Origin of the sequence: Streptomyces sp. NBC_00461 (assembly GCF_036013935.1) — a bacterium.
Classification (GTDB): Bacteria; Actinomycetota; Actinomycetes; order Streptomycetales; family Streptomycetaceae; genus Streptomyces.
This window is the reverse complement of sequence record NZ_CP107902.1, coordinates 1,053,570-1,079,148: the sequence shown is the minus strand read 5'-3', so window position 1 is coordinate 1,079,148 and position 25,579 is coordinate 1,053,570. Positions and strand designations below refer to the sequence as shown.

Below are 25,579 nucleotides of genomic sequence, written 5' to 3'. Positions count from 1 at the left end.
TCGCATCAGACAGTTCCTGCTTGCGGGATTGCCTCGGTGCGGTGGAGCACTGCGTCTTTGATCTCCTTCTTCATCAGCTTTCCAAGGGAGTTCACCGGTAGTTCGGCGGCCGTCTCGAGCTGGACCGGGAACTTCCGCCGGTTCACGCCGCGCCCGTCCAGGAAGTCGCACAGCGACTGGAGGGAGGGCGGCTCGCCGGTCGGTACGATGACCGCGCAGACGCGTTCGCCGGTCTTGTCGTCCGGGAGGCCGATGACGGCGGCCTCCCGGACGGCAGGGTGCTCGGTGAGGGCCAGCTCGAGTTCGCGCGCCGAGATGTTCTCCATGTTCCTGATGATGATGTCCTTGAGACGTCCGGTGACGATGAGGAAGCCTTCGTCGTCGATGCGTGCCAGGTCGCCGGTGCGGAAGTAGCCATCCTCGTCGAAGGCCTCCGAATCGAGGTTCGCGTCGACGTAGCCAGCCATCAGCGAGTTTCCGCGAACGCGGACCTCGCCCGACTCTCCTGGTGGCACGGGGGCGCCGTCTGGCGTGGTGATCTTGAGACAGACGCCACTGGGTCGGCCGTCAGCGACCGCAAGGTGCGCGAGGCTGTCGTCGAGGGTCGCCATGCTGATCAAGGGCATCTCGGTCATGCCATAGCCAGAGACGATCTTGGCTCCGAACGTCTCCATCACCTGCTCGTGCAGGGCCTTGGCGCGGGGGGCGCCTCCGATCAGGAAAGCCCTCAGGTCGGGGAAGAAGCGGGTCTCTGAATTCTGCCGCTGGACCTCCAGGAAGCCCTGGACGAATGGAAGACCGGAACAGCACAGAGTGGTACCGGCGGCCGTAAGATGCCGAGCGGTCTCGAGGGGCGCGAAGCTCTCGGTGACCACCAGGTGAGCCCCCGACCGTACGGCGCCGAGGAAGAACACCAATCCCCCGATGTGGGCGACCGGTGCGATGGAGGAGATGACGTCGTTCGGACCAGGCGACACGGCTGCGCAGAACGTTCGCGCGGCGGCGACGAGGTCGCTGTCGCGGTGGCGGGCTCCCTTCGGGACCGCCGTGGTGCCTGACGTGTAGTAGAGCCAGCGCACGTCGTCAGGAGCCGCCCCGCGGGCGCGGGGAAGCGGGGCGGAGGAGCCATGGGGAAGCGCTGATTCGAGTACCAGCGCTTGGAGACCCGGCACCCTGCCCTCGAGTCGACGTGCCATCGACGCATGGTCGTACCGTGGCTGGCTCTCTGGCACCAGAAGGAGGGCGGAACCCGACTGCCGAACCATGAACTCGACGTCCGGTTCGCGCAGCGTTGTGACCAGAGGGTTTTGGACGGCACCGAGGCGCGAGAGCGCTACCGAGACCAGGAGTGCGTTGATCGTGGTCGGTAGTTGCCACGAGACGACGCTGCCCTCCCGAACACCTAGTGCGTACAGCCAGGCTGCGACGCGTTCGGCCTCGTCGGCGAAAGCCCCGGCGCTGAGGGTCCTGCCGTGCTCATCCGACACGAGTGTTGAGCCTGGATCAAGATCCGCACGGTGAACGAGTGACTCCCACAGCGTCGGCGACCATTGTCCGTCCGTCGCCGGCAGAGCTTCGGATGTTCCCTGCGTCTGAGTTCCTGCTGAACGCCCTGCCCTCATGTCTGCGTCGGCCTTTCGAATGTCGTCCGGCAGTGTCGTGGGGAAGTAGTTCCAGTGCAGTAGGCAGGATGTCAGATCTTGGAACCGATGTGGGTCGCCTCCCGGGACGTCCGGCTCCTTGCGAGTAGGCGATGGTGGTCAGGTCACGTTCGAAGCCGGCGACCGAGCGGCTCACCGGCTCGATCGGCAGCCACGTGTGAACCCTGCGCCGCCGTACTCGGCGAGTCGAGTCATCACCTCGGTCGGGTGCTAACCAGCGGCGGCACAGGCCACGTTGATCTCTGCCACTTGCTCCGCGAGGACCGAGAGGGGGTCGAGAGTCGGCGAGCCAGTGACTGCGGCCGGTTCCGGGCTTTGCGGCAAGGGCATCCAGCACTCGCCGAGTTCCGACGCCCGTCTCCGTGCTGCGGCCGTTACCGTCGAGCCGGATGGGCGGTCCGCCCGGTGTGAACAGACGGGGCATCGCTCGCTCACTTACAATATCGTAGACACTGTTGTCAGATCCGTCTTCTGCTTGCGGTGTGCGAAGAATGGGCGCCCAGGGCGGCGGCCGTGGGGGAGCTGGGCGTCTCGCCTGCGAGATGAGTCGCCGACCGTATGGTTGTGACGCAAACGCGAATCTGACAGTATGTATATCAAAGCGAAGGGGAGAATGGCCGGGGAGTCAACTGTGCCTGGGCACCGTCGGCCGGTCTTCACGCGGCGGGCCGCAGACCATGAGCGTGCCAACGAACCTGCTGCACACGACCTACGCCGTCGGTCGAGGCGTCAGGTCGTCGTCTGATGCCGAACCGTCCGGAACGGCGCAATGTGCTTCGCCTTGCCGACCGGTGCCGACCAGGCCGAAGCACGCGTGCGCCGATACGGCGATGCACGGCGAGGTGAGCAGGTCCCAGCTCCTGTACGCCGCCGCAGGGTTCCGAGCGGGACACGGGGGCGTCGCCTCTCAGGCCTCCGTCGCCCGCGTGATAGCTGCACGAGCGGCGAGTGACAACGCGCGAATGGCGATCCAGTTGTATGGAGGAAACGGCTACACCTGGGAGCACGACCTCCACCTCGCCGCGAAACGAGCAACTGTCCTGGCGCTCCAGCTGGGCAGCAGAGACCTGCACTTGTCCCGAGTGCTGGAAATGGAGGACGCGTGACTCGACGGGTAGCGATCGCGGGAGTAGGTCTTTCGGGCGTCGGGGACGACCGGCTGACCAACCCGTACGCGCTCATCAGCGAGGCCGCACGACGAGCTGTCGAGGAGGCCGGACTGGCTCCGAACGAGATCGACGGGTTCGCATCGACGGGTCTGGGCGCCCTTCCGCCGGTCGATGTCGCGGAGTATCTCGGTATCCGGCCGACGTGGATCGACTCGACCGCGGTGGGTGGTGCGGCCTGGGAGGTGATGGCCGCGCACGCTGCGGACGCGATTTCCCTGGGCAGGGCCGATGTGGTCCTGCTCGCCTACGGCTCCTCCTCCCGTTCGGACATCAAGAACGGTCTGCGCACGGCCACCTTGGACTGGGGGTCGCGAGGCCCGTTGCAGTGGGAAGCGCCGTATGGCCACACCGTCATCAGTAAGTACGCCATGGCCGCGCGACGACATATGTACGAGTACGGCACCACTGCGGAGCAGCTGGCCGAGATCGCGGTCTCGGCCCGTTACAACGCCTCGCTCAATCCGGACGCGACGTTCCGCGTTCCCTTGACGGTGGAGGAGGTGCTCGCCGGCAGAGTCATCGCGGACCCGTTCACAAAACTGCAGTGCTGCATCCGTTCCGACGGAGGCGCCGCGTTGGTCCTGGTGGCTGAGGATCGCGTGCAGGATCTACCTGGTCTGCCGGTGTGGATACTCGGGACGGGGGAGGCCATCTCCCATATGTCGACGAGCCAATGGGAGGACGTGACGGTCGGACCCGCGAAGATCTCGGGCACTCTTGCATTCGAACGAGCCGGCGTCACGCCGCAGGAAATCGATGTGTGCGAGATCTACGACGCCTTCACCTCCATGCTCCTGGTGAATCTCGAAGACCTGGGCTTCTGCAAGAAGGGCGAGGGCGGGGACTTCGTCCAGGACGGCCGGCTGCGCGTCGGCGGGGCGCTGCCGACGAACACCGATGGAGGTGGCCTCTCCGCAATGCATCCGGGTCAGCGCGGGCTCTTCCTGATGGTTGAAGCGGTGCGCCAACTCAGGGGACAAGCCGGTGCTCGACAGGTAGCGGATGCCCGATTGGCCTGCGTAAGCGGTACAGGAGGATGGTTCTGCTCGAGCGGCACCATGATCCTGGGAGCCGACTGACGAGGACGCCATGGCGGAACTGCCGGCCGGACGAAAGCGACACCTGTTTGTGTAGATGGACTCCGTTCCTGTTCGAGCACGAGTGGCGTCGAGCCTGTCCGGCCTAGCGGTGCCCTGGCTTGCCGCTTATCACTTCCACGGTCTGACACCCTATACACTTCAGGGCGAAGGCTCTCGGTCCGCTCGACAGTCGCTCAGCGGAAAGGAAATCAGACAATGGAACGGCGTCCTAGTTACGGTCCGAACAGCATCACTATCGGGGACCGCGGTGCAACCACGGTCGGAAACGTCCTGCAGACCGCACTGGCGCTCTTTGGTGAAAAGGGATTCCACAATACGACGATCCAGGATATCGCCGACCAAGCCGGGATGTCTCGCGCTACGCTCTACCAATACTTCGAGAGCAAAGAAAGAATCTTCATCGAACTTCTGGAAGAATGCGGGGCGTCACTGCTGGACCTTGCTCGCCACCTAGAACCGCTCAGCGCCACGGAGCGAGGCTTCAGCAACCTTCGATGGTGGCTCGACCGATGGGCTGAGGTATACGAGCGGTACGAGATTTTGTTCCGCGAATGGTCGAATATCGACACTCCGGGAGCGCCGGTACGGCCCCTGGTAGCAAAATTCAATGAAACGTACAACACGCGGATAGCGGATTGGCTTTCGAGTAGCGGCGTCAACGGAGTCGATCCCCGTGATGCCGCCAACATGTTGACGAGTCTGATCATTTATCTCAACTATGCGGACCATGCGAGCAAGGAATCCGGCAGCGGTACCCGGCTGCCGAGTGAGGAGCTGCGTTACTACTTCTCCGTATCACTGCAGCTCATGCTTTTTCCGGAGACTCCAGTGGACGTGACACGCGGGGATCGTACCGTGCCACGGGCATGGAAGAACCACCGTATCACCGGCAAACTTGCCTCCCGTGATCTGGGGCCGATGCCCACCCCATACTCAGACCGGGTCGCCGGCCTGACCGCTCGAGCCGTCCAAACGGTGAACATCCTGATGCGCGCAGGTGGGGAATGCTTCGCCGAGTTTGGATACCAGAAGACCAACATCGACGACATCGTTCGTACGGCCGGGTTCGCGCGAGGGACCTTCTACAAGTACTTCGACACCAAGGTTGAGCTACTGGAAGCCTTGGCCGAGATGTGTGCCCGCGACCTGATCGCTGGTGCGCTTCGCCTCGAACGTGTCAACGAGAATGACTATACGAACGACTTCAAGGAGTGGGTGCGCACCACACTGAAGGCGAGCAGCGAATATCGTGGGGTGATTCGCGCCTGGCGGGAGCGGAGGCCGGCAACCACTGCCATGGAAGGCATGCGCGCGCATGTGGCCACGTCCATTCGGCGAGCGCTCTTTCTGGCACTCAGCCGATCACGGCGAGGCCATCCCATGCACCTGAGCGCCAGCCGAATCTTTGTCGGCGGTGTCTTCGATCAATTTCCCGACACATTGGTGCTCCATTACACCGACCCGTCGCCCGAATATCTGGAGACCCTTATCGCTGACCTGCTGGACCGGGCGATCCTCGGGTTCACCGATGAAGCCAGGCACTCGCCCGGGCCTCGCGAATGAGGGCTCGCGCCCGGGGACGGGCCACTCGTGCCCCGTTCCGAACGCAATCACGGCGAAGGTTAGCCAGGACTGGGCCGAGCGCGCTGTGACAACTGGGGGCACCATGATGCCGCCGTATGTCTCGGCCGTGCTCAAACACCGGTCCCGCCGTTCACGGCCGACCTGAGTCAGTTGTCCGCCGCGTGCCAGGCTCCCGGCCATTACCGGAGCAGCCCCGCGGGCTGGGCTGCTCCGGTCAGGTGGCGAATCGAGGGAAGAGGAGTTCGGCGTTGCGGTGTTCGATCGCCTCGCGGTCGGATTGGGTGAGGTCGGCGGTGTCCAGGAGATGATTGAAGTATGCGGTTCCTGCAGTGCCGGCGTAGGGCCAGTCGCTGCCGTAGAGCACGTGGCCGGGTTCAGCGAACGAGGCCAGCAATTTCAGGGCGTCGTGGCCGGTCGACAAGGCGGTGTCGAAGTAAAAGCGTTTGAGGCCGGCCAGGATGGCGTCGGGGGCCGTCGGAGTGGACTTCGGCGAGCTGAGAACCGGGATGATTCCGGCGAAGCGCTGTGCCGCGTAGGGCAGGAATCCGCCCGCATGGGACAGGATGACCTTGACGTGCCGATGGCGGTGCATCACTCCGGAAACCACAAGGTCGACGGCGGTACGAGCAGTGTCGAACGGGAAATCGACCACCGCTGGGCTAAGGCCGTGGAGGGGTCGGAGTCCGGTGGCCGTGGGGTGGATGAAGACCACGGCCTGGCGACGATCGAGTTCTTCCCAAACCGGTTCCCACAGCCGGTCGCCGAGGTATATGCCGACGGCGTTGGACATCAGCACCACCCCGTCTGCCTGCAGGGTGTCGAAGGCGTAGCCGACCTCATCGAGCACGCTGGCGGGATCGTGATCAGCCATGGGCAGGCTGGCGAAATGTCCGAACCGGTCCGGGCGGTTCTTGACCAGTTCTGCGGTGAACTCGTTGATTTCCCGGGTCAGTCGGGGACCGCCTTCGTCGGCAGCGGACGGGAGACCTGGCGCCGACACTGACATCACCGCTGCGGCGACACGGTGATCGTCCATCCACGACAGCGTGGACGCGGCCGACCACTGCGTAGACGGGCCCGCGAAACGTTCGAAAGCGGGGGGAATCACGTGATGATGAACATCGAGCCGGCCCGATGTGGGTGTGGCCATTAGTTCTTCCTCTCAGTAACACCGACTTGTGACGCGACGTGGGAGCCCCCGAGTGCCGGCGAGTGCGACTGCCCACGGGATTCGCCCCGCGGAGGCGGGTAGCTCGGCAGTCCGCTCCACGACCAAGACCTTGTGTGGCTACCCGCCCCGAGCGTTTGCAGTAAGTTTTTCAGTAAGTATTACCGTAAGCATTACGGCACTACCGTACCACTGTGAGTCAATCCCGCAAGCCGACAAGGCACTCGCCTCCTGTGCTGGTGAGCCCCGTGTCGGCCGATGTCGAAGAGCTCGCCGTGGCCGCGGACGCCTTGTTCGCGGACACGGAGGACGCCGGCAAACCGTAGGGGGGTATCCCGCACGTCGGGGTCGTGCTGGTGGCGGGTCAGACTGTTGAGCGCCATTCTGGATGGAGCTGAGAGCCGGTCTTGGCGTCATTCCCGGCGGGAGCCAGGGGGATCGGGTGCGGCGAGGGGGAGTCGCTGGTGTGCGACGACAGGTGAACGCCCACACCACGCCGCCGGCCACCGCACCGTGGATGGCCCGCTTGGTGTTCACGGTGTCGCCGCTGCCCCGGATTGAGAGTTCCGGCCCTGGTGGTCTGTGCAGGCGGCAGACTGCAACACCAACTCCCCCTGCCCGGTGCCGGCGTGGCCGGGGATGCCGCCTGGATGAGCCGAGGACCGTGCCGTGATCATGGTGCCGGACGTGGCACAGGCCCGCGCGGATGTGGCCGCGGGCCGGCTGGCCTGTGCGTGCGGATGACCGTACGCCCTGTGGGGCTTCGCCCGGCCCCGCACCATCCACCAGGCCGACGGTGCGGGGCTGGTGGTCCGGCCCACCCGCGTACGCTGCCGCGGCTGCCAGGTCACGCACGTGCTGCTCCCAGCCGTCTGCGCGCCACGCAGCGGGTACGCCACCGACGTCATCGGCCCGGCACTGATCGCCGGCGCTCTGGGCGCCGGGCACCGCGTGATCACCGCCGAGCTGCAGCTGATCCGCTAACCCCATTCGTCGTCGGGTATGCCGAGGACGGCAGCGTCATGGACGTCCGGGAGACGCTGGAGCGCGGCTTCGATCTCGGCCGGGGCGATGTTCTCGCCACCCCGGATGATGGTGTCGTCGGCACGGCCCCGGGCGAACAGATAGGCGTCTGTGTCGAGATGCCCTCTTTGCGGGTGGCGAGCCAGTCGTCGGCGTCGGTGACCGGTCCGCTCCCGCGGAACTCCCCCGCGATCGGGGACCCCTGACGTGATTCATTCCGACGGTGCAGGGCGGGCAGGGCCAGCCGTCCCCGTCCCGGATCTCGACGCTGACCGACGGCAACGGGCGTCCGGCGGAGGTCGGCCGGGCCCGGACCTCGACGTCGGGGCTGCTGAGAGCCTCGCGATCTCGACCGCGCCGCCCCAGCGGTGCGGATGCGTTCCCACTGCGAGTCCTGCCATCGCGACGCTTCCTCTGTTGCGCAGTCGCGGAGCGTGGCACCGGCCCTTTCTATGCAGTACTAATTACCGTACGGTTTTCTGTATTTTCATCGGCCCCGGAACATGGGTGCCCTGCGCTCCTCGAAGGCCCGCCGGGCCTCCTGGGCGTCCTCCCCGATGCCCAGGCCCAGGAGGGTCACCTCGTTCTTGCAGGCCTGGTCGAACGACGAGTCATAGGCGTCGTTGATCTGGCCCTTGACGTGTCCCAGGCCGATCGTCGGTCCTGCGGCCAGTCGGTGGGCGAAGTCCGCCGCGGCGCTGAGCAGTTGGTCGTCCGGGACGCACCGGTTGGCGAGGCCCCACTGCTCCGCCTGCCGCCCGCTCACCGGCTCGCCGAGCAGCGCGATCTCCTTCGCGCGGACCGGGCTCAATGAACGCGCGAGCAGATACGCGCCACCGGCTTCGACGGGCAGCCCGCGCGTCACGAACACCTCGCAGAAGCTCGCCGACTCGGCGGCTATGACCAGGTCGCAGGCGAGTGCGAAGTTGCAGCCGAAGCCGTAGGCCGCGCCGTTCACGGCGGCGACGAAGGGCTTCTCGTTCTCCCAGACGTCGCGGATCAGCCGCCACCAGCCGTACCGACGGCCGTCCTCGCGGGCGATGTTGGCCTGTGCGCCACGCCGCCGCTCGGGCCTGATCTCGATGTGGTCCGCCTCTCCGAGGTCGGCGCCCGAGCAGAAGGCCCGGCCCGTGCCGGTGACCACCGCCGCGCGGATGGAGGGGTCGTCGCGCACCTCCGCGATCGCGGCGATCAGCGCGTTACGCAGCGATTTGTGCACGGCATTGCGCAGGTGCGGGCGGTTCAGCGTGATCCAGGCGATGCCGTCCGCGACCTTGAACTCCAGTCCGGCCTCGGAGAATTCGTCGAGCATGGTGTACCGCCAATCCGGTAGTGGGTGCGATGGTTGAGAACTGGGACGGGACGAGGGTGCCGGCGGCGCTGAACAGGCCCCCGATGCCCTGGACGAGATTGGTGCGCACGCCCTCGACGGGTACGGCGGCATCCCCGCGCAACTGACGCACTGCCCTGGATGGCGAACATGCCGACAAGCCGGCGTGCGTGTACAGCAGTCCGCCGCCGTTGGTGTTCATCGGCAGGGAGTCGCCGGGGCGGGTGGCCCCGCTCTCGATGAAGACGACGGCCTCGCCCCGTCCGACGCATCCGAGGTCCTCCACCCCGTAGAGGGGGATGCGCGCGTAGGCGTCGTAGACCATGAGTGGTCGACGTCGTCGGCGGTCAGCTCCGCCTCGCTCAGGACCGTGGCCGAGGTCTCCCGGAAACCGGACCGCGGCAACGTACAGCGTGAGCGAGAGCCCGGCTCCGAAGTCCTCGTCCAGCAACTGACCTTTCACATCGGTCAGTTCGACCCGGAACTGCTTGCGCGTATGGTCCAGCACGGTGAGCGGACGCAGCTCGGCGCCCTCCGCGCGGGGGTCCACGGCGAACAGCTGGACCCGCTCGCCCCGCACGGCCGTCACGAGCAGGACATCAGCGATGTGCGCGTCCAGCACATGCGTCTTCGCCCCGCTCAGCCGCCCTCCGGCGGCGTCGTCCGAGACGGTCGTCCGAGCGCCGTGCACGTCGTCCGACGCGAGCGTGGCGACGCAGGTGCCGCGGCCGCCGTGCTCCTCGCTCCACGCGGGGGCGGGCCACTTGCCGCCCGCCGTGGTGCGCTGCCAGGCGCAGCGTGCCTCCCAGGAGCCGGCATCGTCGCCCCACTTCTCGCGGAACCGCGGCACCTCCGCGTCCAGGAACGACCTGAGTTCTTGAAGCAGTTGCTCCATCAGTCTCCTCCTCCCGCGATACGGGCGCCGAGCGGTTCCACGAACCTGAGGAAGCGCAGGACGTCCGACAGGTGGGTGCAGCCGAGGGTGCCGGGCAGGCGTGCCTTGACCTCGCTGTCCGCGGCACGCAGGGACGTGCCCAGCAGGGCATGGACGTTGCCCGACGCAAGCGGGCACTCCGGGAACGGCAGGGCCCGCGGGGTCACGGTGATCGCCGAGAGCACGAGCGAGTCCCGGTCGGCCACGGCGTGCAGCTCGTACTCGTGCAGGGAGCCCTCGCGCCCGTCACGATCCACGTGGCTGTCCCTGAAGTACTCGTAGATGGCCAACTCCTGTCCTTGCGCGGCGACTTCGAGGATGCGGCGCCTGTGTATGGAGCTGGACCGTGAGGGGTGTTCGAGATGGAAGTCGGCGGGGTGGTCGAGCATCGCGGGGAAGTCGGGGGCCTCGGGCGTCCGGCTCAGGAGGTGGCCGCCGGTCTGTGACAGGCGGTGCGCGGTGCCGTCCGCGGCCCAGCCCGTGCAGACGCCGACCAGGGGCGTGGGCCGCGGCCGGGGTGGTTCGCCCAGCTCCGCGATCCTGCCGTAGCCCGAGACCAGTCGCACCGTCGGCAGGTCGTCGAGGAGGGCGGCGTCGAGCGAGTCGGGCGGCAGCCCCGCGTCCGCGAGCGCCCGGAGCCCGGCGCGAAAACCGCTGACGGTGGGGTGGCCGGTCACGGCTTCGACGACGGATCGCGGAAGCGGCGCCGTCAGCCGGGAGAGCACGGACCCGTTGTCGAGTACGGCGCTCAGGCGCGCGGACGCCGTTTCCGTGAGGCGGCCGTGTCCATCCACGACGGCGTCGCGCGCGGCAGCCCGCACGAGGAGGTCTTGGTCCCAGGTCGGATGTGGGGTCACCTGGAGGTCGGACGTGCGCCGCGCCGACGACGGCCGACGTGCGGGCAGCCGCGCGGCGACCCCGAACAGGGCGGGCGGCGTACCGCCCGCGGTCAGCTGCACCATGGATTCATCACCTTCTGTATGGAACTTCCAGTACGGCTGCGGCCGTTCACATCAGACGGCGCAGGATCTCGACCGTTTCGGCCGGTCCGGCGCCGCCGATCACCGTGATGTCGAGCGTGCTGACTCCCGACTCGGCGAAGGCCGCCAGCCGTTCGGCGATCCAGGACTCGGGGCCGACGAGGTTGCCGAGGGACAGCCACTCAGCGGGCACGGCGGCAGCGGCCTCGGCGCGTCGCCCGGCCAGGAAGTGGTCCTGGATCTCGGCGGCCTCGCGCTCCCAGCCCATGCGGCGGGCCAGCGCGTTGTAGTAGTTCGACTGCCGTGAGCCCATTCCTCCCACGTACAGCGCGATCCGGGAGCGGGCGGGGGCCAGGAGCCGGTCGGCGTCGAGGCCCTCGCCGACGGCCACGTCGACGTGTGCCACCACGTCTAGTGCACCGAGTACGGGATCCCTGCGTTTGGCACCGTCCCTCAGCGCGTCGCCGAAGGCCCGGTCGGCGCGCTCGGGCACGAAGAAGAAGGGCAGCCAGCCGTCGGCCGTCTCGGCGGCCGCGGTGACCGACCGGTCGCCGAGCGCCGCCCAGTACACCGGGATCGCGGGACGGACCGGCTGGTTGACGAGCTTCAGCGGTCTGCCGCGCTCGGTCAGCGGGACGGTGACGGTGCGGCCCTCATAGCGCAGAGGCTCGCGCCGCCACACCATGCGGCAGACGTCGATGGTCTCGCGGATCCGGGTGAGCGGCCGGTCGTAGCCGACCCCGTGGAAGCCCTCGACGACCTGGGGTCCGGACGAGCCGAGGCCGAGCGAGAACCGGCCGCCGCTGAGGTGGTCGCAGCCCGCGGCCGTCATCGCGAGCAGGGCGGGGCTGCGGCTGAACACGTTGAGAATCGCCGTACCGAGCCGGATACCCGCAGTGTGCGCGGCGAGGAATCCGATCGCGGACACGGCGTCGAAACTGTAACCCTCCTGGATCCACATGCCGTCGACGCCCGCTGACTCCAGCGCGCGGATCTCGGGCAGCAGGGCTAGGACGTCCTGTGTGTAGTCCAGGGTCACCGACAGGTCCATGGTGCGGCTCATTTCTCCGACAACCCCTCTCTGAGGACGACGACCTCCGGGTCCGGCAGGGTCTCCTCCACCGGACTGACGAGCACGAGGAACCGCAGGATCAGCAGGGTCACCAGAGAGCACATGGCAGCCGCCGCGAAAGCGGACCGGTAGCCGCCGACAGTGGCGGCGATGCCTCCGACGAACTGCCCGCCGGATCCGGTCGCGATGTCGAAGAACGCCGTGAACGTGAAGGGGCGCGCGGACGTTCGTCGTCGGAGACACGGTTGAGCGTCAGGGCCGGCAGCCCCGGGCACTGGAGCGCGATACCGATGCCCAGCGGCACGAGGCTCACGCAGATGCCCCAGACCGCCGCAGTGGCGGCGGAACCGGTGACGCCGAGGCAGATCAGCACCGTCGCCGTCCATCCGGTCCTGGCCGGTCCCATACGGTGCGGGACGTTGCCGCCGCCGATGCACACCAGGAGGACGACCACCGCGTAGAAACAGGAAGAGTCGCTGCGTGCCCGACGCGCGCAGGTCGTCGACGAACAGGGTGCGCCGGGGCACGAACGGGCGGATGGCGATTGATGCCATGGCCATGACGCCTCCGACAATCCCGACGGCGAGATCCGTGCCGTGCGGTCGGTCCATTCCGCGAGCGAAGAAGAAGCACAGCACCGCAAGAAAGCCTGATGAAGCTTCCCCAGAGCAGCCTGGGTGGCGTCGCCTCCATCGCTGTCCTGTCGCCACCCTTCATTCGAGCTCGCGCTGACTGTCCGCATCCTTGCAGGACAACATACCGTAAGCAATACGGTATGGTATTTGATTGGTGATGACAGCCACCGTGCGTCACATCAACGCCCTATGTCAGCAACCGATCCCAGCGCTTCAAGGAGAGGCCGATGAACGCTGCACCGATCGTGGGAACTCCGGTGGTACGACCCGGGCACTTCCATCGACTGGGCATCGCATGCGAGCCCCGCCAGCACATGGACGCGTGGCTGCGCCGCGTGCTCGGGGCCCGGCCGCTCCAGGTACGGACGCGTCAGGTGCACGGCCTCCCGATAGACACCCAGGACGGCAACCACTGGCAGGAGTCGGGTGTCGACATCCAGCTCCTGCGGCTCGGCCAGGACCCCGTCGCGCTGTTCACGGCGACGGCCGCCTCGGGGCCGCTGGGGCGCTACGTAGCGCGCTACGGTCCCGGGCTGCACTCGGTCGCCTGGACGATCGACGACCTGTGGGCGGCGGAGACGCTGCTGCGGCGCAGGAATGTACGGATCACCGGGGCTGATGTGCCGGGGCGGCATTTCTTCATGCATCCGGCGGACACATCGGGGCTGTTGGTCGAGTGGACGGACAGCGAGTTCGTCGACGACTCACGCGGCGGCGAGCCGACGGTCGACGGCCGGCCGGGACTCGTCGACGTACGGGGTGTCGCCTGGCTGACGGTGACCGTGCGCGACGCCCGAAAGAGCGCGGAGCTGCTCGCCTCGCTCATGGAGATGGCACCGGCTCCGGGACACCCGGTCGGGCAACACGAGGACTCCGTCGATCTACGCATCGGCGGCGTGACGGTACGCCTCGTGTCACCCCTCAGCGGCCGCAGTCGGTACGCCGAGGCCCTGGAGCGGCACGGCGAGCGGCTGCACGGCGTGTGCCTCGTGGTGGACGAACTCGACACCGCACTGGGACAGTTGGAGGACGAGGGCGTGACGGTCGTCGAGCGTGCGGGGCCTCAGGCGTGGACGGATCCCGCGAGCACGCTCGGCCTGCCGCTGGAGTGGATCGACCGGCGGGCCCTGCCGGCCGGATGAGCGCGCTACCCGTGTGGAGCCTGATCTCGTCCACCGGGCCCCACTCCAGGGCGCGTCGAGCACGGGCCAGGAACGCGGTGCGCCACCGCCCGGCCCGGCGACGAGCCGGACCGTGCCGCCCGCGCCGGGGATCAGCCCCATCGCGATCTCGGGCAGCCGGACGCGGATGTCGGGATCGGCCGGGACCAGGGAGGCGAAGGACGGCACTGCGATCCCCGCGCCGATGAACGTCCGGACAACCGGGCCAGGAGTGCGGCGGTGCTCCCGGCGGTACTCATCGCATGCGAGCGGACCGGGTCGGGCCCGGTGTCGGACTCGGCCAGGTCGCCTCCGCTGCAGAAGTCCCCGCCCGCTGCCGCCCGGGCCCCAAACCACGAGAGGGTCTATGAGTAATGATGGACACCACAGCCGGAGATACCCCTGCTCCGGAACCGAGCGATGACACTGAAAAGCACTATGGGCACATTCCCGATCGGAAGGCCTGGGATATCGCTCTGGGCGGCGACGTCAGCACCGATCTCGACTTTCAGGTGTTCACAGGTGGGCGCGCACCCGAGGCTAGGAGGGTCGAGGCCCTTGTCCGAACGCCGGAAGTGGGTCTGTACCGGGCGCGCTACCGGGCGGGAGGCGGCGAGAACGGGTTGCACTCTCACCCCGGCGACTCAATCTGGCTGGTACTGGCGGGCTCTGTGCAGTTCTACGCCGAAAAGTCCAGGCTAGTCGCCGACCTCGGACCGGGGGGCGGCGTCATGATTCCTTCAGGCGCGACTTACCGATTCCAATGCACCCTGGATAGCGAAGTCGTCCGGTTCGCGGGCCCGCCACCGCCGCCAAGAGCACAAGCTTAGAGCGTTCTTCATCCGCGAAGCAGACTCGAAGGCCGAGGATCGGGGCGATCAGAGCTGACGAGCCTTCAACGCAACATCCGCTCACTGCGCGAATCTCTTCTTGCTGATGAGTTGACGTGGAACGGTGTTGTTGTGGAACGGTGTTGGTGTCGGCGGCAGTGGGTTGTCGGTGCACTTTGATTCCCGTCGGCTCATTGAACCCTTCTCGGTAACGTCTCGTGACGGTTCGTGATCTTCGTCAGGCGGTGCGGCCGTGTTCCAGCTGGAGCAGGACGAGGGCGGCTCGGGCGATCCGGGTGATGCCGCTGGGGTCGAGGCTGACCCGGCGCAGGGCCTTGAAGGTGACCTTGAGCAGGGCGTTGGCCCGCTCGGCGACCGCATGGACGCCTCGGATGACCGAGTTGAATGCCTGCTGCTCGTCGTCGAGTTCGCTGCCGTTGGGCCTCTTGACCGGGTGGCGGAAGCCGTCGCCGGCGTTCTCGTAGCCGAGGTCTGTCAGGGTGGGAATGTCCAGGGTGGAGGCGAGCCGGTTGAGGGCGTCGACCAGGCCGTGGGTGCGGGCGCAGGTGGTGTCATGCTCGCGGCCGGGGCGGACCGGGGAGACCCAGATCGGCCAGCCGTCGGGGGCGGAGACAACCTGGACGTTGCCGCCGTGGTGCTTGTGCTTCCCGGACCACCAGAGGTCGGCGCCTTTGGGGCCGGGGGCGGCGACGCGGTCAGTACGGGTGACGGTGCCGTCCAGGTTGAGATGGGTGTAGCCGGCGGCCGCCGCCCGTTCCAGCGCGGTGCACAGATCCGGGGCGTGGTCGGCGAGCACGGTCAGCCCTTCGTGCACGTAGCGGTACGCGGTGGGCACCGAGACCCCGTTGTCCCGGGCGAGTTGGGCCAGCCGGGTCCCGTCGACGAACCACCGCAGCACCAGGATACCCTGCTAGACGCCCAGAGCGCGGGTCCCCCTGCGGGTGCCGAGCCGTTCCCGGTGCTTGCGCAAGAGCTGGGCGAGAGTCTCGGCGGTCTCCCTGCCGACGTCGAGTGTTGCGGTGTAGGTGATACTGGTCAACGCGTGAAGCCTCTGGGTTCCGGAACGTGATCTTCGCAGACCTGTTCCTACCAGGGGCTTCTCGCGTATCTGATGCCGGGTCAGGCCCGTCTGATGGCCCTGGTCAGCCAGGAAGATCGCGGATCTGTCGGACGGGCGGCGTGGCCAATACTCTGAGCCCCATCCGCACTACCTGGGGAGAGTCATGACAAGTAGGTTCACCGAGTTGGCCGTTGACTGCCACGATCCGGAGAGGCTCGCGGCCTTCTGGTGCGAGGTCCTGGACTTCAAGGTGATCGACCGGAGCGAGGGCAAGGTCGAGATCGGCTCCTGGATGCCGACCATCGAGGATGTTCGGGCCCGCCAGATGCCGCCCACCCTGCTGTTCATCCAGGTACCTGAGGGCAAGACCGTGAAGAACCGGCTTCACCTCGACGTCAGCCCGATCGACGGCAGCACCGAGGATGAGGTGACCAGATTGCTCGGCCTCGGCGCCACCAAGACGGATGTGGGCCAGGGGTCAGACCGAAACTGGGTGGTCATGGCCGATCCCGAGGGCAACTAGTTCGACGTCGTACGCACCCTGGCACCGCAGAACTAGGCCGCGAGCGGACACCCGCACCCCGTCACACACCGCAACCGTCACGTTGCCGAGAAGACCTCATTGAGCCTTTCCCAGTAACAGATCATGACGTTGTGCGATCAGGTGGTGAGGTTGTGCTCGAGTTGGAGCAGGACGAGAGCTGCGGCGGCGATCTGTGTGATGCGGCTGGGGTCGAGGCTGACCATGCGCAGGGCCTTGAAGGTCGTCTTGAGCAGGGAGTTGGCACGCTCACAGACGCCGTGGATGCCGCAGATGACCGTGTTGTACGCCTGTTGCTCTGCGGTCAGCGCGCTCTGGCGGGTTTCTTGACGGGGTGAGGGAAACTGCCGCCGGTGTTTTCGTAGCCGAGGTCGACCAGGGTCGGCATGTCCAGCTCGGCCGGCCGTCCAGGGTGGAGATGACCTGTGCGTTTCCACCATGGTGCTGCGTTTTCCGGACCCCCAGAGGTCTGCGCCGTTGGGGCCCGGAGCGGCGGCGTGGTCGGTGCGGATGACAGTTCCGTCGAGGTTCACATGCGTCAGCCCGGCCGCCTTCGCCAACGCCGCGACACCCACCACGCCCCCGAACATGGGAACGGGTCACGGACGGTCCGCAGCCGTCACGTTGAGTCGAACACGGGCGTGTCGGGCGATGGTGTACTCGTCGAATCCCGCACACCGCCGCAGCAGGCGCAGCAGGCGCGGGCGGTCTTCGACATCGAGGTCGGGATGGTCGACGGCATGCCGGACGGCCGCATAGAGGAGCCGTTGCCGTTTGCCGAGAATCCGGCCCCAGTCGGCACTTGTGTAGTTCAGCTCCCAAGCGACGCTGGGTCTGAAGTCGGCGTGGTAGAGCTCGCGGCCCCAGCGCAGAACGAACTCCGCGCGCGGTTCCCGGTTCACCGGTGCGGGCGTGCTTCGCACGAACAGCCAGAATTCGTTCAGCCGGCCGTCCGCGAGCAGAACACGTTGCCGCCCGGCTGCGCGGCGGCTCCCGCCGGACTGCTGCGGGCGATGGTTCGCGGAAGACCCAGGGTCTTCATGGGGCGCCTGTAGGCGCAGGCCGCGCTGCACCTGGTGCACCGCCACGGGGTGACGTCGGCGGAGGGGACGGCCTTCCACCTTGCCGGGCTGCTCAACGGGGCCGAACGCACCGGCTTGGGCACAGGCCCTCTCACCGACTACCTCGTGCGTGACGAGACCCCACCGTCCGCGCTCGTCGAGTGGGCCGCCCGTGCTGCCGGCACCGATCCGTGCCTGACCAGGCCGGCCGGGCAGGAACCCGTGCTCACCGAGCCACCCCGCGGGCCGGGGAAGACCGGCCGGACGGCCCTCGTCAGCCGTCAGTCGTACGTGTAGAAACCGCGCTTGGTCTTCCGGCCCAGCCAACCCATCCGTACGTACTGCTTGAGCAGCGGCGGGGGCCAGTATTTGGGATCGCGGTACTCCTCGTACATGCGCTCGGCCATGTCCTGGACGATGTCCAGGCCGATCAGGTCGCTGAGCCTGAAGGGTCCCATCGGGTGGTTGAAGCCGAGCCTGAGGACCGAGTCGATGTCCTCCATCGAGGCCACGCCGCGCTCGAAGGCGCGGATGGCGTCCAGGAGGAACGGCACGACGAGCAGGTTGCCGATGAAGCCGGGCACGTCCTTGATGATGACCGGGGACTTTCCGAGGGCCTTCGACAGATCGACGGCGGCCCGGACGGTCTCCTCGCTCGTCGCCGGGGTGCGGATGACCTCCACCAGGTCCATGAGGGGGACCGGGTTGAAGAAGTGCAGGCCGACGACCCGCTCGGGGGCGGACGTCTCGGCCGCCATGATCACGAGCGGGATCGTCGAGGTGTTCGAGGCGAGGACCGCGGTGGCAGAGGCGTGGCGCTCGAAGTCGCGGAAGAGCTCACGCTTGAGGTCGACGTCCTCGAACGCCGCGTCGATCACGATGTCGGCTCCGGCGATGTCCGCCCGGTCCGTGGAGGTGCGCAGGCGGGCCAGTGCCTGGGCTGCCTGTTCCCCGGTGAACTTCCCCTTCTCGACGAACTTCGCCAGCCCGGCGGCGACCCGTGCCCGACCTGCCACTACGGCCTGCTCGTCCCGCTCGACGCCGACCACGTCGAAGCCGAGGGAAACGGCCGTCTGCGCGATACCGGCCCCCATGGTGCCGAGGCCGACTATCGCGAGTGTCTTGAACTCCACGCGCACTCCTTGTCTTCGGGTGCTGCTAGAGCACGGGTGTCCTGGTGGACTCGGAGGCCCCGGTGTCCTTGTCGATGTCCGCGACCAGCTTGCGGCGCAGTACCTTGCCCGTCGGCGTGGTCGGGAGTTCCGGCAGGAAGACGATGTCGTCGGGGGTCTTCGAGCTGCGCAGTCGGCCGCGGACGAACTCGCGCAGGACGTCGGCGTCCGGCCGCACGCCGGGCTGGACGACGACGAACGCGCCGATGCGCTGCCCCCATTCGTCGTCCGGGATGCCGGCCACGGCCACGTCCGCCACCCATTCGTGCTCGGTGAGCACGCTCTCGATCTCCGATGGGGCGATGTTCTCGCCGCCGCGGATGATGGTGTCGTCGGACCGGCCCTCGACGAAGATGAAGCCGTCCTCGTCGATATGGCCGCGGTCACGGGTGGGGAACCAGCCGGCGCTGTCCAGCCGGCTGCCGGCCTCCAGGTATTCACCGGCGACCTGCGGGCCGCGTACGACGATGTCTCCCACCACGCCGGGAGGGCACGGCAGCCCGTCCGGGGCATGGACCTCGATCTCCACGCTGGGCAGCGCACGGCCCACCGACCCCAGTCTCGCGCGCACGGCGGGATCGTCGCTCGCGGCGGCCGTACGGTGGTCGTCCGGTCCCAGCACCGCGATGGAGGAGGCGGTCTCGGTGAGGCCGTAGGCGTTGACGAAACCGGTGCCGGGAAAGAGCCGCAGCGCCTCCACGAGCACGGGTACGGCGATCTTCGCGCCGCCGTACGACATCGACCGCAGCGTCGAAGGGCCCCGCACGCCGGAGTGGACGAGTTCGCTGACGATGCGCACGAGCATCGTCGGCACCACCATCGCGTGCGTGACGGCCTGGGTCCGGACGCGATGCAGCCAGTCGGCGGCGCTGAAGTGGTCGAGATACACGATCCGGCGACCGGCGTACAGGTTGGAGAGCAGGTTCGCGACGGCGGCGATGTGGTAGGGCGGCACGCTGACGATGGTCGCGTCGCTCTGCTCGGCCGACGCGAACTCGACGGAGCCGAAGATGTAGGACGTCAGGTGCCGGTGCCGCAGTACCGCGCTCTTCGGGGCGGCGGTCGTCCCGCTCGTCATCAGCAGCACGGCGATCGAGTCGGGGTCCGGGTCGGCGGGCTCGGTTTCGTGATCGGCGGCAACGGCCGTCGGTCCGGCGAACTCCTCCAGCGTCACGGCCGCCATGCCCCGGACCCGCTCGGGTGAGTCGGTTATCACGAGCGGCCTGGCCTGGCGGCCGAGGACGTCGTCCAGCTGCTCGTCGCTCAGCCGGTAGTTGACCGGCAGGAACGGCACGCCGGCGGAGGCCGCGGCGAACAGGGCGACCGGAAACGCGGGACCGTTGCCGCCGAGGTAGACGACGGTGCCGGCATCGGCGGCCCGGACGAGATCCGCGCCCGAGCGCGCCCGTCGGGCGAGTTCGCGGGCGGTGAGGCCGTCCGTGCGGTCACCGATGAGGATCCGGTCGGGCATCCCCTCGACCACCATGTCGAGGAGCATCGTGAGGTTCATCGCGGGTGCGGTCCGTTCAGTCGGACGCCGGCAGCGCCTTGGCTGCCTTCTGCGTGAGTTGGCTGTCGCCGAAGGTCAAAGGGCCGATTCCGGCCTTGGTGCACAGCACCTCGATGCCGCTGGCGTCGTCCGTGTACCGCTTGCCGAGCTGGATCGGTGGGCCGTCGCTCACCTGTGGGGCGGGGGGATCGGGGGCCGTCGTGCGCATCTCCGCGCCGGCGCACATCAATACCGCGGGGCTGGCGGAACCCTTGACGACGATGACTTCGCACGTCGAGTTCTGTCCGCGCAGCCGGTTGCCGACCTGCAAACTCATATCGTCCTCCTCGGCGACGGGCATTGCTTGGGCACTGCTGATGCCGTCCGTCCCGCAGAGCGGCCGGGGCCGTCTGGAAGGGATGCCGCATCACCCATACCGTAAGGTATATAGTACAGGGGTCAATAGGTGCGAGGGGTGCGACGGTCGGATCGCGCGCCGGGCCGACTACTGGGACACGAGTCTGCCGGGGAGATGATCCAGGGCGAGGACGTCTCGCCCCTGGTTCCCGCCGCGTACTGAAGTCGCACACGTACGGCAGGTGCCGGCGGAGCCTCCGCGGGAGGCGGGACCGGTGCCGGCGTCAGGAAGATCCCCGTGCAAGCAGGCTTGTCGGCTGCGCGACCGCGCAACTCCTCACTGCACGCTGCGCCGAGAGGTGCCGCGTGCGCTGACCGGCGACGTGCGGGCGGAGGAAGTGACCCGAGAGATGGGAGGGTGCAACCGCATGACCTGGACCGAGCCACTCATCAGGCGGATCCCCGCCGCCGGCGTGGAACTGGCCGCCGAGGAATATCCGGTGGACGCGCCGAAGGGCACCGCGCTGTTCCTGCACGGCGGGGGCCAGACCCGCCATTCGTGGAAGGGCGCGGCCCTGACGCTTGCCAGGAGCGGCTGGCGCACCTTCTCGCTCGACACCCGCGGTCACGGCGACAGTGGGTGGGCGCCGGACGGGGACTACTCGATGGACGTCCTCGTGGCCGATCTCGTCGCCGTGGCAGCCCGGGTCGGTGAGGGCGATCCGCGTCCTCCCGCGCTGATCGGCGCGTCGATGGGCGGCCTGACCTCGCTGCTGGCCGTCGGGGAAGGGCTGGTGGACGCTCGCGCGCTCGTGCTCGTCGATGTCGCCCCTCGCATGGAACGGGACGGCGCCGAACGGGTCTCCGGGTTCATGCGCCGCCACGTCGACGGCTTCGCCACCCTGGAGGACGTCGCCGCCGCGGTGTCCGAGTACAACCCGCAGCGTCGGCGTCCGAGAAGTCCGGACGGGTTGCGCAAGAACGTGCGCCTGGCCGAAGACGGCCGCTGGTACTGGCACTGGGACCCGGCGCTGGTGCGGCGGGACGCCGACGGGCCCAGGCGGCAGCCCGACCCGGAGCGGCTGCGCGAGGCGGCCCGCGCCATCGGCGTTCCCACCCTCCTGGTCCGCGGTGCCCAGTCGGACGTGCTCAGTGAGGAGGGGGTGCGCGAGCTCCTGTCGCTCGTGTCCGGCTCGCGCGCGGTCGACGTCGCCGGCACCGGCCATATGGTGGCCGGCGACGACAACGACGCGTTCATCGACCAGGTAGGGCGATTCCTCGGCACCGTGTGACCGCGCAGACCCAACGGGTCCTGGGCCTCCGTGACCCGTCCGGTCCTGCGGTGGGTCACCCCCGCCGGGGGTGACTCACCGGCCCTTCCACTGCGGTGCGCGCTTCTCCGCGAAGGCGCGAGCCCCTTCGAGCGCGTCCTCGCTCTTGAACACCTTGGAGTTTTCGGCTTCCTGCGCCGCGCGCGCCGCGGCGACGCCTTCGGTGAGCGTCACGCGCATGAGCTTCTTCGTCGCGAGGACGCCGAGCGGGCCGTTCTCGCCGATACGGCGGGCGAACTCCAACGCGGCGCCGACCACGTCTCCGGCTGGAACGACACAGTTGACCAGCCCCAGCGCACACGCGCGCTCGGCGTCGATCAGATCTCCGGTCAGCCCGAGTTCGAGAGCGATCGCGAGGGGGATGCGGCCGGGCAGCGTGGTTCCGCCGCCGGCGGCGAACAGGCCGCGCTTGACCTCCGGGATGCCGAACCTGGCCTTGTCGGAGGCGACGACGATGTCGCAGTTGAGCAGGAGCTCGAACCCTCCGGCGACGGCGGTGGCGTTGGCGGCACCGATGACGGGCTTGGGGTACTCGCCTCGGCTGAACATCGTGAAATGCGTGTTGTCGGACTCCGGCCCGGAGGAATCGGAACCGGAGGCGAACGCTTTGAGGTCCATGCCGGCGCAGAACGCCCGGTCGCCGGCACCGGTCAGCACCACCGCGCGTACCGCGTCGTCGTCCAGGCAGTCACGCAGCGCCCGCGAGAGTTCGGCGATCAGGCCGGGGCTGAGGGCGTTGCGCTGGTCGGGGCGGTTGAGTGTGATGACCTCGGCAGAGCCTTCACGACGTCGGAGCAGATCCATCTCGACCGCCTTTTGGTGGGTGTTTCGCTGAAGGGTGTCCGGCCCGGCGGCCCGACCGTCTTCCGCCGGTGGTGTGGCGCCGGCATACAGTCGGTTGCGGGACTGCGGCGGCCAGGCGCGTGCTCTACCGGTATTCTATCCGGTAAAGGTTCCGGGAATGATTTCGGTAAGCTACCACCGGCTGATCGGAGGGACAACGGCGCGGTGCAGCTGTCGGAGGGGCCGTGACGCGGGGCCGACACCATCGTGGTGCTGCTCGAGATCGTCGGTCGGGCGCGGGTCAGGCTGATGCTGTTCGTTCCCCGGGCGGAAGGCCGGTGCCGAGGCGGTGCGGTGACGGCTGCTCACAGGAATCGCCGACGACTCGTCGAGCGTCCGCCGCGTGGCGGAACGGATCGCGGGTGAGGTGCCCGTTCCGACCCGGTTCACCAGAACCGCGCTGAGAACCAGCAGGCGGCGACGTGGTCCGGGGCGGTCGACCAGCCGTCGCGGCAGCGTTACGGTAATCCCTTACCGTATGCCATGCCGGGAGGCATTGGCTGGTACCGTGTCAGTCAGTTCGGAGCGCGGGCTCGGCCTACGCTCGGGCCGGGCCGGTGGGGTGGTGACAAGGAGGAGAAGCAGCGTGACCAAGGCCGATTCCGCCGGGACGCGTAAGCGTCGTCAGCGTAACTCGATCAACGCCGAGGAGATCCTCGGGGGTGCCTTCGAGGTCGCGCGGGGCACCTCGCTCGACCAGCTGAGCATGCCGATCCTCGCCGAGCATCTGGGTGTCGGCGTCACCAGCATCTACTGGTACTTCCGGAAGAAGGAAGAGCTGCTCAATGCGATGACGGACATCGCCGTCGACAAGTACCTGCGGCTGATGCCGGAGGTCCGGGCGGATGACACCTGGCAGAACATGCTGTCCTCGCACTTCCGCGTGCAGCGCGAGATCCACCGCGAGGATGCGGTCCTCTCCGATCTGCTGTTGATCCGCACCTCCACATACAGTCGTGAGGCGACCCGCCGCATCATGGAACTGCTCGAGTCCGTGGTGGCGAAGCTGGTCGCGGACGGTTTCACGCCCGACAACGCGATGATGGTGTGCAACGCCATCGGTGTGTACACCCGCGGTTCGATCATCCACGAGCGCATCCTTCGGCTGGCCAACGCGCCGATGACCGACCCCGCCCGCCAGCGTCGCATCACGGACTGGTTCCACTTTCCCGTCCTGGACGGCTTGATCGACCGCCATCCGATCTCCGGGACGAGCGACGAGGACTTCGAGTTCGGCGTTGCGCGCCTGATGTGCGGGTTCGAGGTACTCCACAGCGAGCAGAGCCAGGGGCCTCGCAGGACGTCACGCGGATCGACGGCCGCGCGGAGCACGACGACCGCCCGTAAGGCCCCTGCTCGCAAAAAAGCCGGATCCTGACGGCTTCCGGGGATCGCTGCGACACCGGGCCGGTTCGGCCGTGTCGAGGCCGGTTCCCGCAGGGCTCGGCCGACAGTCTCCCAGGCGCATCAGGCCGTTCGCGTCCTCGTGGGATGCATGTCGCCAAGGGCTGGGCCGGAGCCTTGGGCGCCGTGTCGGCCGGGCAGGTTCAGAGCCGCTCGCCGGGCGCGGTCACCAGCGTGGTGCGACGCCCGGCGGCGACGAGCCTGCCGCCGGGCCCCAGTGTGCTCGTGACGCAACCGGGCCCTGCCTGGACGGGAACCGGGACCCTCGCGGTTCGGCTCGCCGGCCGCTACCTGCGGACGGCGGCAGGGTCCCACCGCAGGGGGAGGCTGTTCAGCCCCAGCAGCATGCTGCGCGATTCGTCGAACGAGATGTCCGGATCGATCTCGTACACCGGAATGCGCTTGTGCCACTCCTCGTAGGCGATCACCAGCTCCTGTCGCGCGAGGTGAGACCCGAGGCACCGGTGGGGCCCCGCACCGAACGCCAGATGCGAGATGTCGGTGCGGTCGAAGTCGACCGTCGTGGCGTCCGGGAAGTGCTGCTCGTCGCGGTTCCCGGACGGCAGGCTGAGGATGAACCGCTGGCCCTTCTTCACCGGGCAGCCGTCCACTTCGGTGTCGGTCATCGCCGTCCGCACGATGTTCACGACCGAGTAGACGCGGAGGAACTCCTCGATCGCGTTGGGAATCACCGACGGGTCGGCCGCGATCCGCTCCCGGTCGGCCGGATGGCTCGCCAGATGGTGGAAGCCGTAGCCGAGCGAGGCGGTGACGGTGTCCAGACCGGCCTGGAACAGCAGGAGATAGAAGGAGAGCAGCTCCTGGTGCGGGATCGGCTCACCGTCGATCTGCCAGTCCATGGCGCGCGAGATGAGGTCGGAGCCGCGCTCCTCGGCCGGCGTCTTCCTGCGCTCCTCCAGGATCTGCGACAGGTATGCGGTGACCTCGGTCTGGGCCCGGACCGAGGTCCGGTACGCTTCGGCCCGATCCGTCGACTCCGGGTGCAGGATGTCGGTCTCCCACGCGATGAACTTGTCCAGTTCTTCGACCGGCAGGCCGATGATGTGCTCAAGGAAGATGCTGGTCGGGAACCTGAGCGCGAATTCCTTGGCGAAATCGCAGTGACCGCGGTCGATGAACCCGTCGATGATTTCGTTGACGCGCGCGCGGAGGGAGCCTTCCAGGCCGGCGACGGTGCCGGGTGAGAAGGACGAGGCGAGCAGCCTTCGCCACTTCACGTGGACCGGGCCGTCGATCTGATGCGGCACGAGGGTGAATGCCGCCTCCTTGCCGGTCACCGGATCGTAGAACTTGCTGTGGAACACGTCGGCGCGCTGGGCGACCTCCTGCACCAGGTCGTAGGTGGTGTAGATGATCTGGCCGGTGCCGAGCGTGTGTGCCGGTCCGGCGTCCCGCAGGGAGTCCAGTTCCGCGTAACCGGCGAGCGGTTCGCGGCTGCCGCCCTGCATCACCAGGTCACTGTAGGGGCATCGCTGTGCGATCAGCGCATCCCGCTCATCCGCATCGCTCGTGGTCTGCTCCGTCTGCGCCATGTCGCTCCTTCGCGCTCCCGCATCCGTGCAACGCTTTTACTGTTGCAAGTCCCGTGATGCTTACGGTAACGACTCCAGTCGTCGGTCACAATGGACGGGAC

General features: G+C 67.9%; 26 protein-coding genes and 1 pseudogene. 11 read left to right on the top strand and 16 right to left on the bottom strand.

Going from position 1 to position 25,579, the window contains the following annotated elements:
- Positions 1-5: 5 nt before the first annotated feature.
- Entirely contained in the window at positions 6-1,622 is a 1,617-nt protein-coding gene (locus tag OG870_RS05295) for a class I adenylate-forming enzyme family protein (protein WP_327690663.1), read from the bottom strand.
- Positions 1,623-2,152: 530 nt separating this feature from the next.
- Between OG870_RS05295 and OG870_RS48080 the strand changes: the two genes are divergently transcribed.
- The 3 genes from OG870_RS48080 to OG870_RS05285 all read left to right on the top strand — a co-directional run bounded on the left by OG870_RS48080 (position 2,153) and on the right by OG870_RS05285 (position 5,493).
- On the top strand, positions 2,153-2,767 hold the full coding sequence (locus tag OG870_RS48080; RefSeq protein WP_443063426.1) for an acyl-CoA dehydrogenase family protein: 615 nt from the start codon (positions 2,153-2,155) through the stop codon (positions 2,765-2,767).
- Positions 2,764-3,909 carry an acetyl-CoA acetyltransferase gene (locus OG870_RS05290; protein ID WP_327690662.1) on the top strand — a complete coding sequence of 382 codons (1,146 nt, stop codon included), beginning with the start codon at positions 2,764-2,766 and terminating at the stop codon, positions 3,907-3,909. The genes OG870_RS48080 and OG870_RS05290 overlap by 4 nt, the downstream gene beginning before the upstream one ends.
- 216 nt (positions 3,910-4,125) lie before the next feature.
- Positions 4,126-5,493, top strand: coding sequence for a TetR/AcrR family transcriptional regulator (locus tag OG870_RS05285; RefSeq protein WP_266586819.1), 1,368 nt, complete (start codon positions 4,126-4,128; stop codon positions 5,491-5,493).
- 235 nt (positions 5,494-5,728) lie between these two features.
- Here OG870_RS05285 and OG870_RS05280 read toward each other — a convergent pair whose 3' ends face one another.
- Complete coding sequence (locus tag OG870_RS05280; RefSeq protein ID WP_327690661.1) at positions 5,729-6,664, bottom strand: amidohydrolase family protein; 936 nt, start codon at positions 6,662-6,664, stop codon at positions 5,729-5,731.
- 212 nt (positions 6,665-6,876) lie between these two features.
- On the opposite strand from OG870_RS05280, the gene OG870_RS05275 reads away from it, so the two are divergent.
- Both OG870_RS05275 and OG870_RS05270 read left to right on the top strand, forming a co-directional pair.
- Positions 6,877-7,008, top strand: a complete 132-nt coding sequence (locus OG870_RS05275) for a hypothetical protein (RefSeq protein WP_266586823.1) — start codon at positions 6,877-6,879, stop codon at positions 7,006-7,008.
- A gap of 427 nt (positions 7,009-7,435) precedes the next feature.
- Complete coding sequence (locus OG870_RS05270) at positions 7,436-7,666, top strand: DUF6431 domain-containing protein (protein ID WP_327692294.1); 231 nt, start codon at positions 7,436-7,438, stop codon at positions 7,664-7,666.
- Here OG870_RS05270 and OG870_RS05265 read toward each other — a convergent pair.
- Positions 7,663-7,740 carry an AMP-binding enzyme gene (locus OG870_RS05265; protein ID WP_323179432.1) on the bottom strand — a complete coding sequence of 26 codons (78 nt, stop codon included), beginning with the start codon at positions 7,738-7,740 and terminating at the stop codon, positions 7,663-7,665. The two genes, OG870_RS05270 and OG870_RS05265, sit on opposite strands and share 4 nt — an antisense overlap.
- On the opposite strand from OG870_RS05265, the gene OG870_RS05260 reads away from it, so the two are divergent.
- Positions 7,705-7,911, top strand: coding sequence for a hypothetical protein (locus tag OG870_RS05260; RefSeq protein WP_266586825.1), 207 nt, complete (start codon positions 7,705-7,707; stop codon positions 7,909-7,911). The genes OG870_RS05265 and OG870_RS05260 overlap by 36 nt on opposite strands.
- A 281-nt stretch (positions 7,912-8,192) precedes the next feature.
- Here the strand turns inward: OG870_RS05260 and OG870_RS05255 are convergent, their stop codons facing one another.
- Genes OG870_RS05255 through OG870_RS05235 form a run of 5 tightly spaced genes read right to left on the bottom strand, consistent with a single transcriptional unit; the run spans position 8,193 to position 12,659 of the window.
- The gene (locus tag OG870_RS05255; protein ID WP_266586827.1) at positions 8,193-9,017 is read right to left on the bottom strand and encodes an enoyl-CoA hydratase/isomerase family protein; all 825 of its coding nucleotides are present in this window, start codon (positions 9,015-9,017) and stop codon (positions 8,193-8,195) included.
- Positions 8,905-9,930, bottom strand: coding sequence for a thiolase C-terminal domain-containing protein (locus OG870_RS05250; RefSeq protein ID WP_266586829.1), 1,026 nt, complete (start codon positions 9,928-9,930; stop codon positions 8,905-8,907). The genes OG870_RS05255 and OG870_RS05250 overlap by 113 nt, the downstream gene beginning before the upstream one ends.
- Positions 9,930-10,931: a DUF2889 domain-containing protein gene (locus tag OG870_RS05245; protein WP_327690660.1), complete on the bottom strand. Its 1,002-nt coding sequence runs from the start codon at positions 10,929-10,931 to the stop codon at positions 9,930-9,932. The genes OG870_RS05250 and OG870_RS05245 overlap by 1 nt, the downstream gene beginning before the upstream one ends.
- A 46-nt stretch (positions 10,932-10,977) precedes the next feature.
- On the bottom strand, positions 10,978-12,012 hold the full coding sequence (locus tag OG870_RS05240; RefSeq protein ID WP_323179403.1) for an LLM class F420-dependent oxidoreductase: 1,035 nt from the start codon (positions 12,010-12,012) through the stop codon (positions 10,978-10,980).
- Positions 12,009-12,659 carry a hypothetical protein gene (locus OG870_RS05235; RefSeq protein ID WP_266586833.1) on the bottom strand — a complete coding sequence of 217 codons (651 nt, stop codon included), beginning with the start codon at positions 12,657-12,659 and terminating at the stop codon, positions 12,009-12,011. The genes OG870_RS05240 and OG870_RS05235 overlap by 4 nt, the downstream gene beginning before the upstream one ends.
- Before the next feature lie 224 nt (positions 12,660-12,883).
- Here OG870_RS05235 and OG870_RS05230 point away from each other — a divergent pair, with 224 nt between their 5' ends.
- Entirely contained in the window at positions 12,884-13,798 is a 915-nt protein-coding gene (locus OG870_RS05230; RefSeq protein ID WP_326670838.1) for a VOC family protein, read from the top strand.
- 1,086 nt (positions 13,799-14,884) lie between these two features.
- Here OG870_RS05230 and OG870_RS05225 read toward each other — a convergent pair.
- Positions 14,885-15,706, bottom strand: a pseudogene (locus OG870_RS05225) (HARBI1 family protein).
- Positions 15,707-15,890: 184 nt separating this feature from the next.
- Here OG870_RS05225 and OG870_RS05220 point away from each other — a divergent pair.
- On the top strand, positions 15,891-16,250 hold the full coding sequence (locus OG870_RS05220; RefSeq protein ID WP_266586837.1) for a VOC family protein: 360 nt from the start codon (positions 15,891-15,893) through the stop codon (positions 16,248-16,250).
- Positions 16,251-16,387: 137 nt separating this feature from the next.
- Here OG870_RS05220 and OG870_RS05215 read toward each other — a convergent pair whose 3' ends face one another.
- Both OG870_RS05215 and OG870_RS05210 read right to left on the bottom strand, forming a co-directional pair.
- Positions 16,388-16,846 (bottom strand): transposase family protein, encoded by a 459-nt coding sequence (locus OG870_RS05215; RefSeq protein ID WP_266586839.1) that lies wholly within the window; start codon positions 16,844-16,846, stop codon positions 16,388-16,390.
- Between the two features lie 21 nt (positions 16,847-16,867).
- Positions 16,868-17,356 (bottom strand): hypothetical protein, encoded by a 489-nt coding sequence (locus OG870_RS05210; RefSeq protein WP_327690659.1) that lies wholly within the window; start codon positions 17,354-17,356, stop codon positions 16,868-16,870.
- A 3-nt stretch (positions 17,357-17,359) separates the two neighbouring features.
- On the opposite strand from OG870_RS05210, the gene OG870_RS05205 reads away from it, so the two are divergent.
- The gene (locus tag OG870_RS05205) at positions 17,360-17,626 is read left to right on the top strand and encodes a hypothetical protein (RefSeq protein ID WP_266586841.1); all 267 of its coding nucleotides are present in this window, start codon (positions 17,360-17,362) and stop codon (positions 17,624-17,626) included.
- Here OG870_RS05205 and OG870_RS05200 read toward each other — a convergent pair.
- From OG870_RS05200 to OG870_RS05190, 3 genes are read right to left on the bottom strand one after another with little or no spacing between them, the layout of a single operon-like run.
- Positions 17,611-18,462, bottom strand: a complete 852-nt coding sequence (locus OG870_RS05200) for a 3-hydroxyacyl-CoA dehydrogenase family protein (RefSeq protein WP_266586843.1) — start codon at positions 18,460-18,462, stop codon at positions 17,611-17,613. The genes OG870_RS05205 and OG870_RS05200 overlap by 16 nt on opposite strands.
- 25 nt (positions 18,463-18,487) lie before the next feature.
- A complete protein-coding gene (locus OG870_RS05195; protein WP_266586845.1) occupies positions 18,488-20,011 on the bottom strand; it encodes a class I adenylate-forming enzyme family protein in 1,524 nt (507 codons plus the stop codon).
- Between the two features lie 16 nt (positions 20,012-20,027).
- Positions 20,028-20,351 carry a hypothetical protein gene (locus tag OG870_RS05190; RefSeq protein WP_266586847.1) on the bottom strand — a complete coding sequence of 108 codons (324 nt, stop codon included), beginning with the start codon at positions 20,349-20,351 and terminating at the stop codon, positions 20,028-20,030.
- Positions 20,352-20,775: 424 nt separating this feature from the next.
- On the opposite strand from OG870_RS05190, the gene OG870_RS05185 reads away from it, so the two are divergent.
- Entirely contained in the window at positions 20,776-21,639 is an 864-nt protein-coding gene (locus OG870_RS05185) for an alpha/beta fold hydrolase (RefSeq protein ID WP_266586849.1), read from the top strand.
- Between the two features lie 75 nt (positions 21,640-21,714).
- Here the strand turns inward: OG870_RS05185 and OG870_RS05180 are convergent, their stop codons facing one another.
- On the bottom strand, positions 21,715-22,482 hold the full coding sequence (locus OG870_RS05180) for an enoyl-CoA hydratase-related protein (protein ID WP_266586850.1): 768 nt from the start codon (positions 22,480-22,482) through the stop codon (positions 21,715-21,717).
- Positions 22,483-22,864: 382 nt separating this feature from the next.
- Between OG870_RS05180 and OG870_RS05175 the strand changes: the two genes are divergently transcribed.
- Positions 22,865-23,899 carry a TetR/AcrR family transcriptional regulator gene (locus tag OG870_RS05175; protein ID WP_266586852.1) on the top strand — a complete coding sequence of 345 codons (1,035 nt, stop codon included), beginning with the start codon at positions 22,865-22,867 and terminating at the stop codon, positions 23,897-23,899.
- Between the two features lie 313 nt (positions 23,900-24,212).
- Here OG870_RS05175 and OG870_RS05170 read toward each other — a convergent pair whose 3' ends face one another.
- Positions 24,213-25,478: a cytochrome P450 gene (locus tag OG870_RS05170; RefSeq protein WP_266586854.1), complete on the bottom strand. Its 1,266-nt coding sequence runs from the start codon at positions 25,476-25,478 to the stop codon at positions 24,213-24,215.
- Positions 25,479-25,579 lie beyond the last annotated feature (101 nt).

Excerpts from the sequence above, each read along its gene's own strand:
- OG870_RS05295 (WP_327690663.1), bottom strand. The coding sequence starts at position 1,622 with ATGAGGGCAGGGCGTTCAGCAGGAACTCAGACGCAGGGAACATCCGAA.
- OG870_RS48080 (WP_443063426.1), top strand. The coding sequence starts at position 2,153 with ATGGGCGCCCAGGGCGGCGGCCGTGGGGGAGCTGGGCGTCTCGCCTGC.
- OG870_RS05285 (WP_266586819.1), top strand. The coding sequence starts at position 4,126 with ATGGAACGGCGTCCTAGTTACGGTCCGAACAGCATCACTATCGGGGAC.
- OG870_RS05280 (WP_327690661.1), bottom strand. The coding sequence starts at position 6,664 with ATGGCCACACCCACATCGGGCCGGCTCGATGTTCATCATCACGTGATT.
- OG870_RS05260 (WP_266586825.1), top strand. The coding sequence starts at position 7,705 with ATGGACGTCCGGGAGACGCTGGAGCGCGGCTTCGATCTCGGCCGGGGC.
- OG870_RS05255 (WP_266586827.1), bottom strand. The coding sequence starts at position 9,017 with ATGCTCGACGAATTCTCCGAGGCCGGACTGGAGTTCAAGGTCGCGGAC.
- OG870_RS05250 (WP_266586829.1), bottom strand. The coding sequence starts at position 9,930 with ATGGAGCAACTGCTTCAAGAACTCAGGTCGTTCCTGGACGCGGAGGTG.
- OG870_RS05245 (WP_327690660.1), bottom strand. The coding sequence starts at position 10,931 with ATGGTGCAGCTGACCGCGGGCGGTACGCCGCCCGCCCTGTTCGGGGTC.
- OG870_RS05240 (WP_323179403.1), bottom strand. The coding sequence starts at position 12,012 with ATGAGCCGCACCATGGACCTGTCGGTGACCCTGGACTACACACAGGAC.
- OG870_RS05230 (WP_326670838.1), top strand. The coding sequence starts at position 12,884 with ATGAACGCTGCACCGATCGTGGGAACTCCGGTGGTACGACCCGGGCAC.
- OG870_RS05220 (WP_266586837.1), top strand. The coding sequence starts at position 15,891 with ATGACAAGTAGGTTCACCGAGTTGGCCGTTGACTGCCACGATCCGGAG.
- OG870_RS05195 (WP_266586845.1), bottom strand. The coding sequence starts at position 20,011 with ATGAACCTCACGATGCTCCTCGACATGGTGGTCGAGGGGATGCCCGAC.
- OG870_RS05190 (WP_266586847.1), bottom strand. The coding sequence starts at position 20,351 with ATGCCCGTCGCCGAGGAGGACGATATGAGTTTGCAGGTCGGCAACCGG.
- OG870_RS05185 (WP_266586849.1), top strand. The coding sequence starts at position 20,776 with ATGACCTGGACCGAGCCACTCATCAGGCGGATCCCCGCCGCCGGCGTG.
- OG870_RS05180 (WP_266586850.1), bottom strand. The coding sequence starts at position 22,482 with ATGGATCTGCTCCGACGTCGTGAAGGCTCTGCCGAGGTCATCACACTC.
- OG870_RS05170 (WP_266586854.1), bottom strand. The coding sequence starts at position 25,478 with ATGGCGCAGACGGAGCAGACCACGAGCGATGCGGATGAGCGGGATGCG.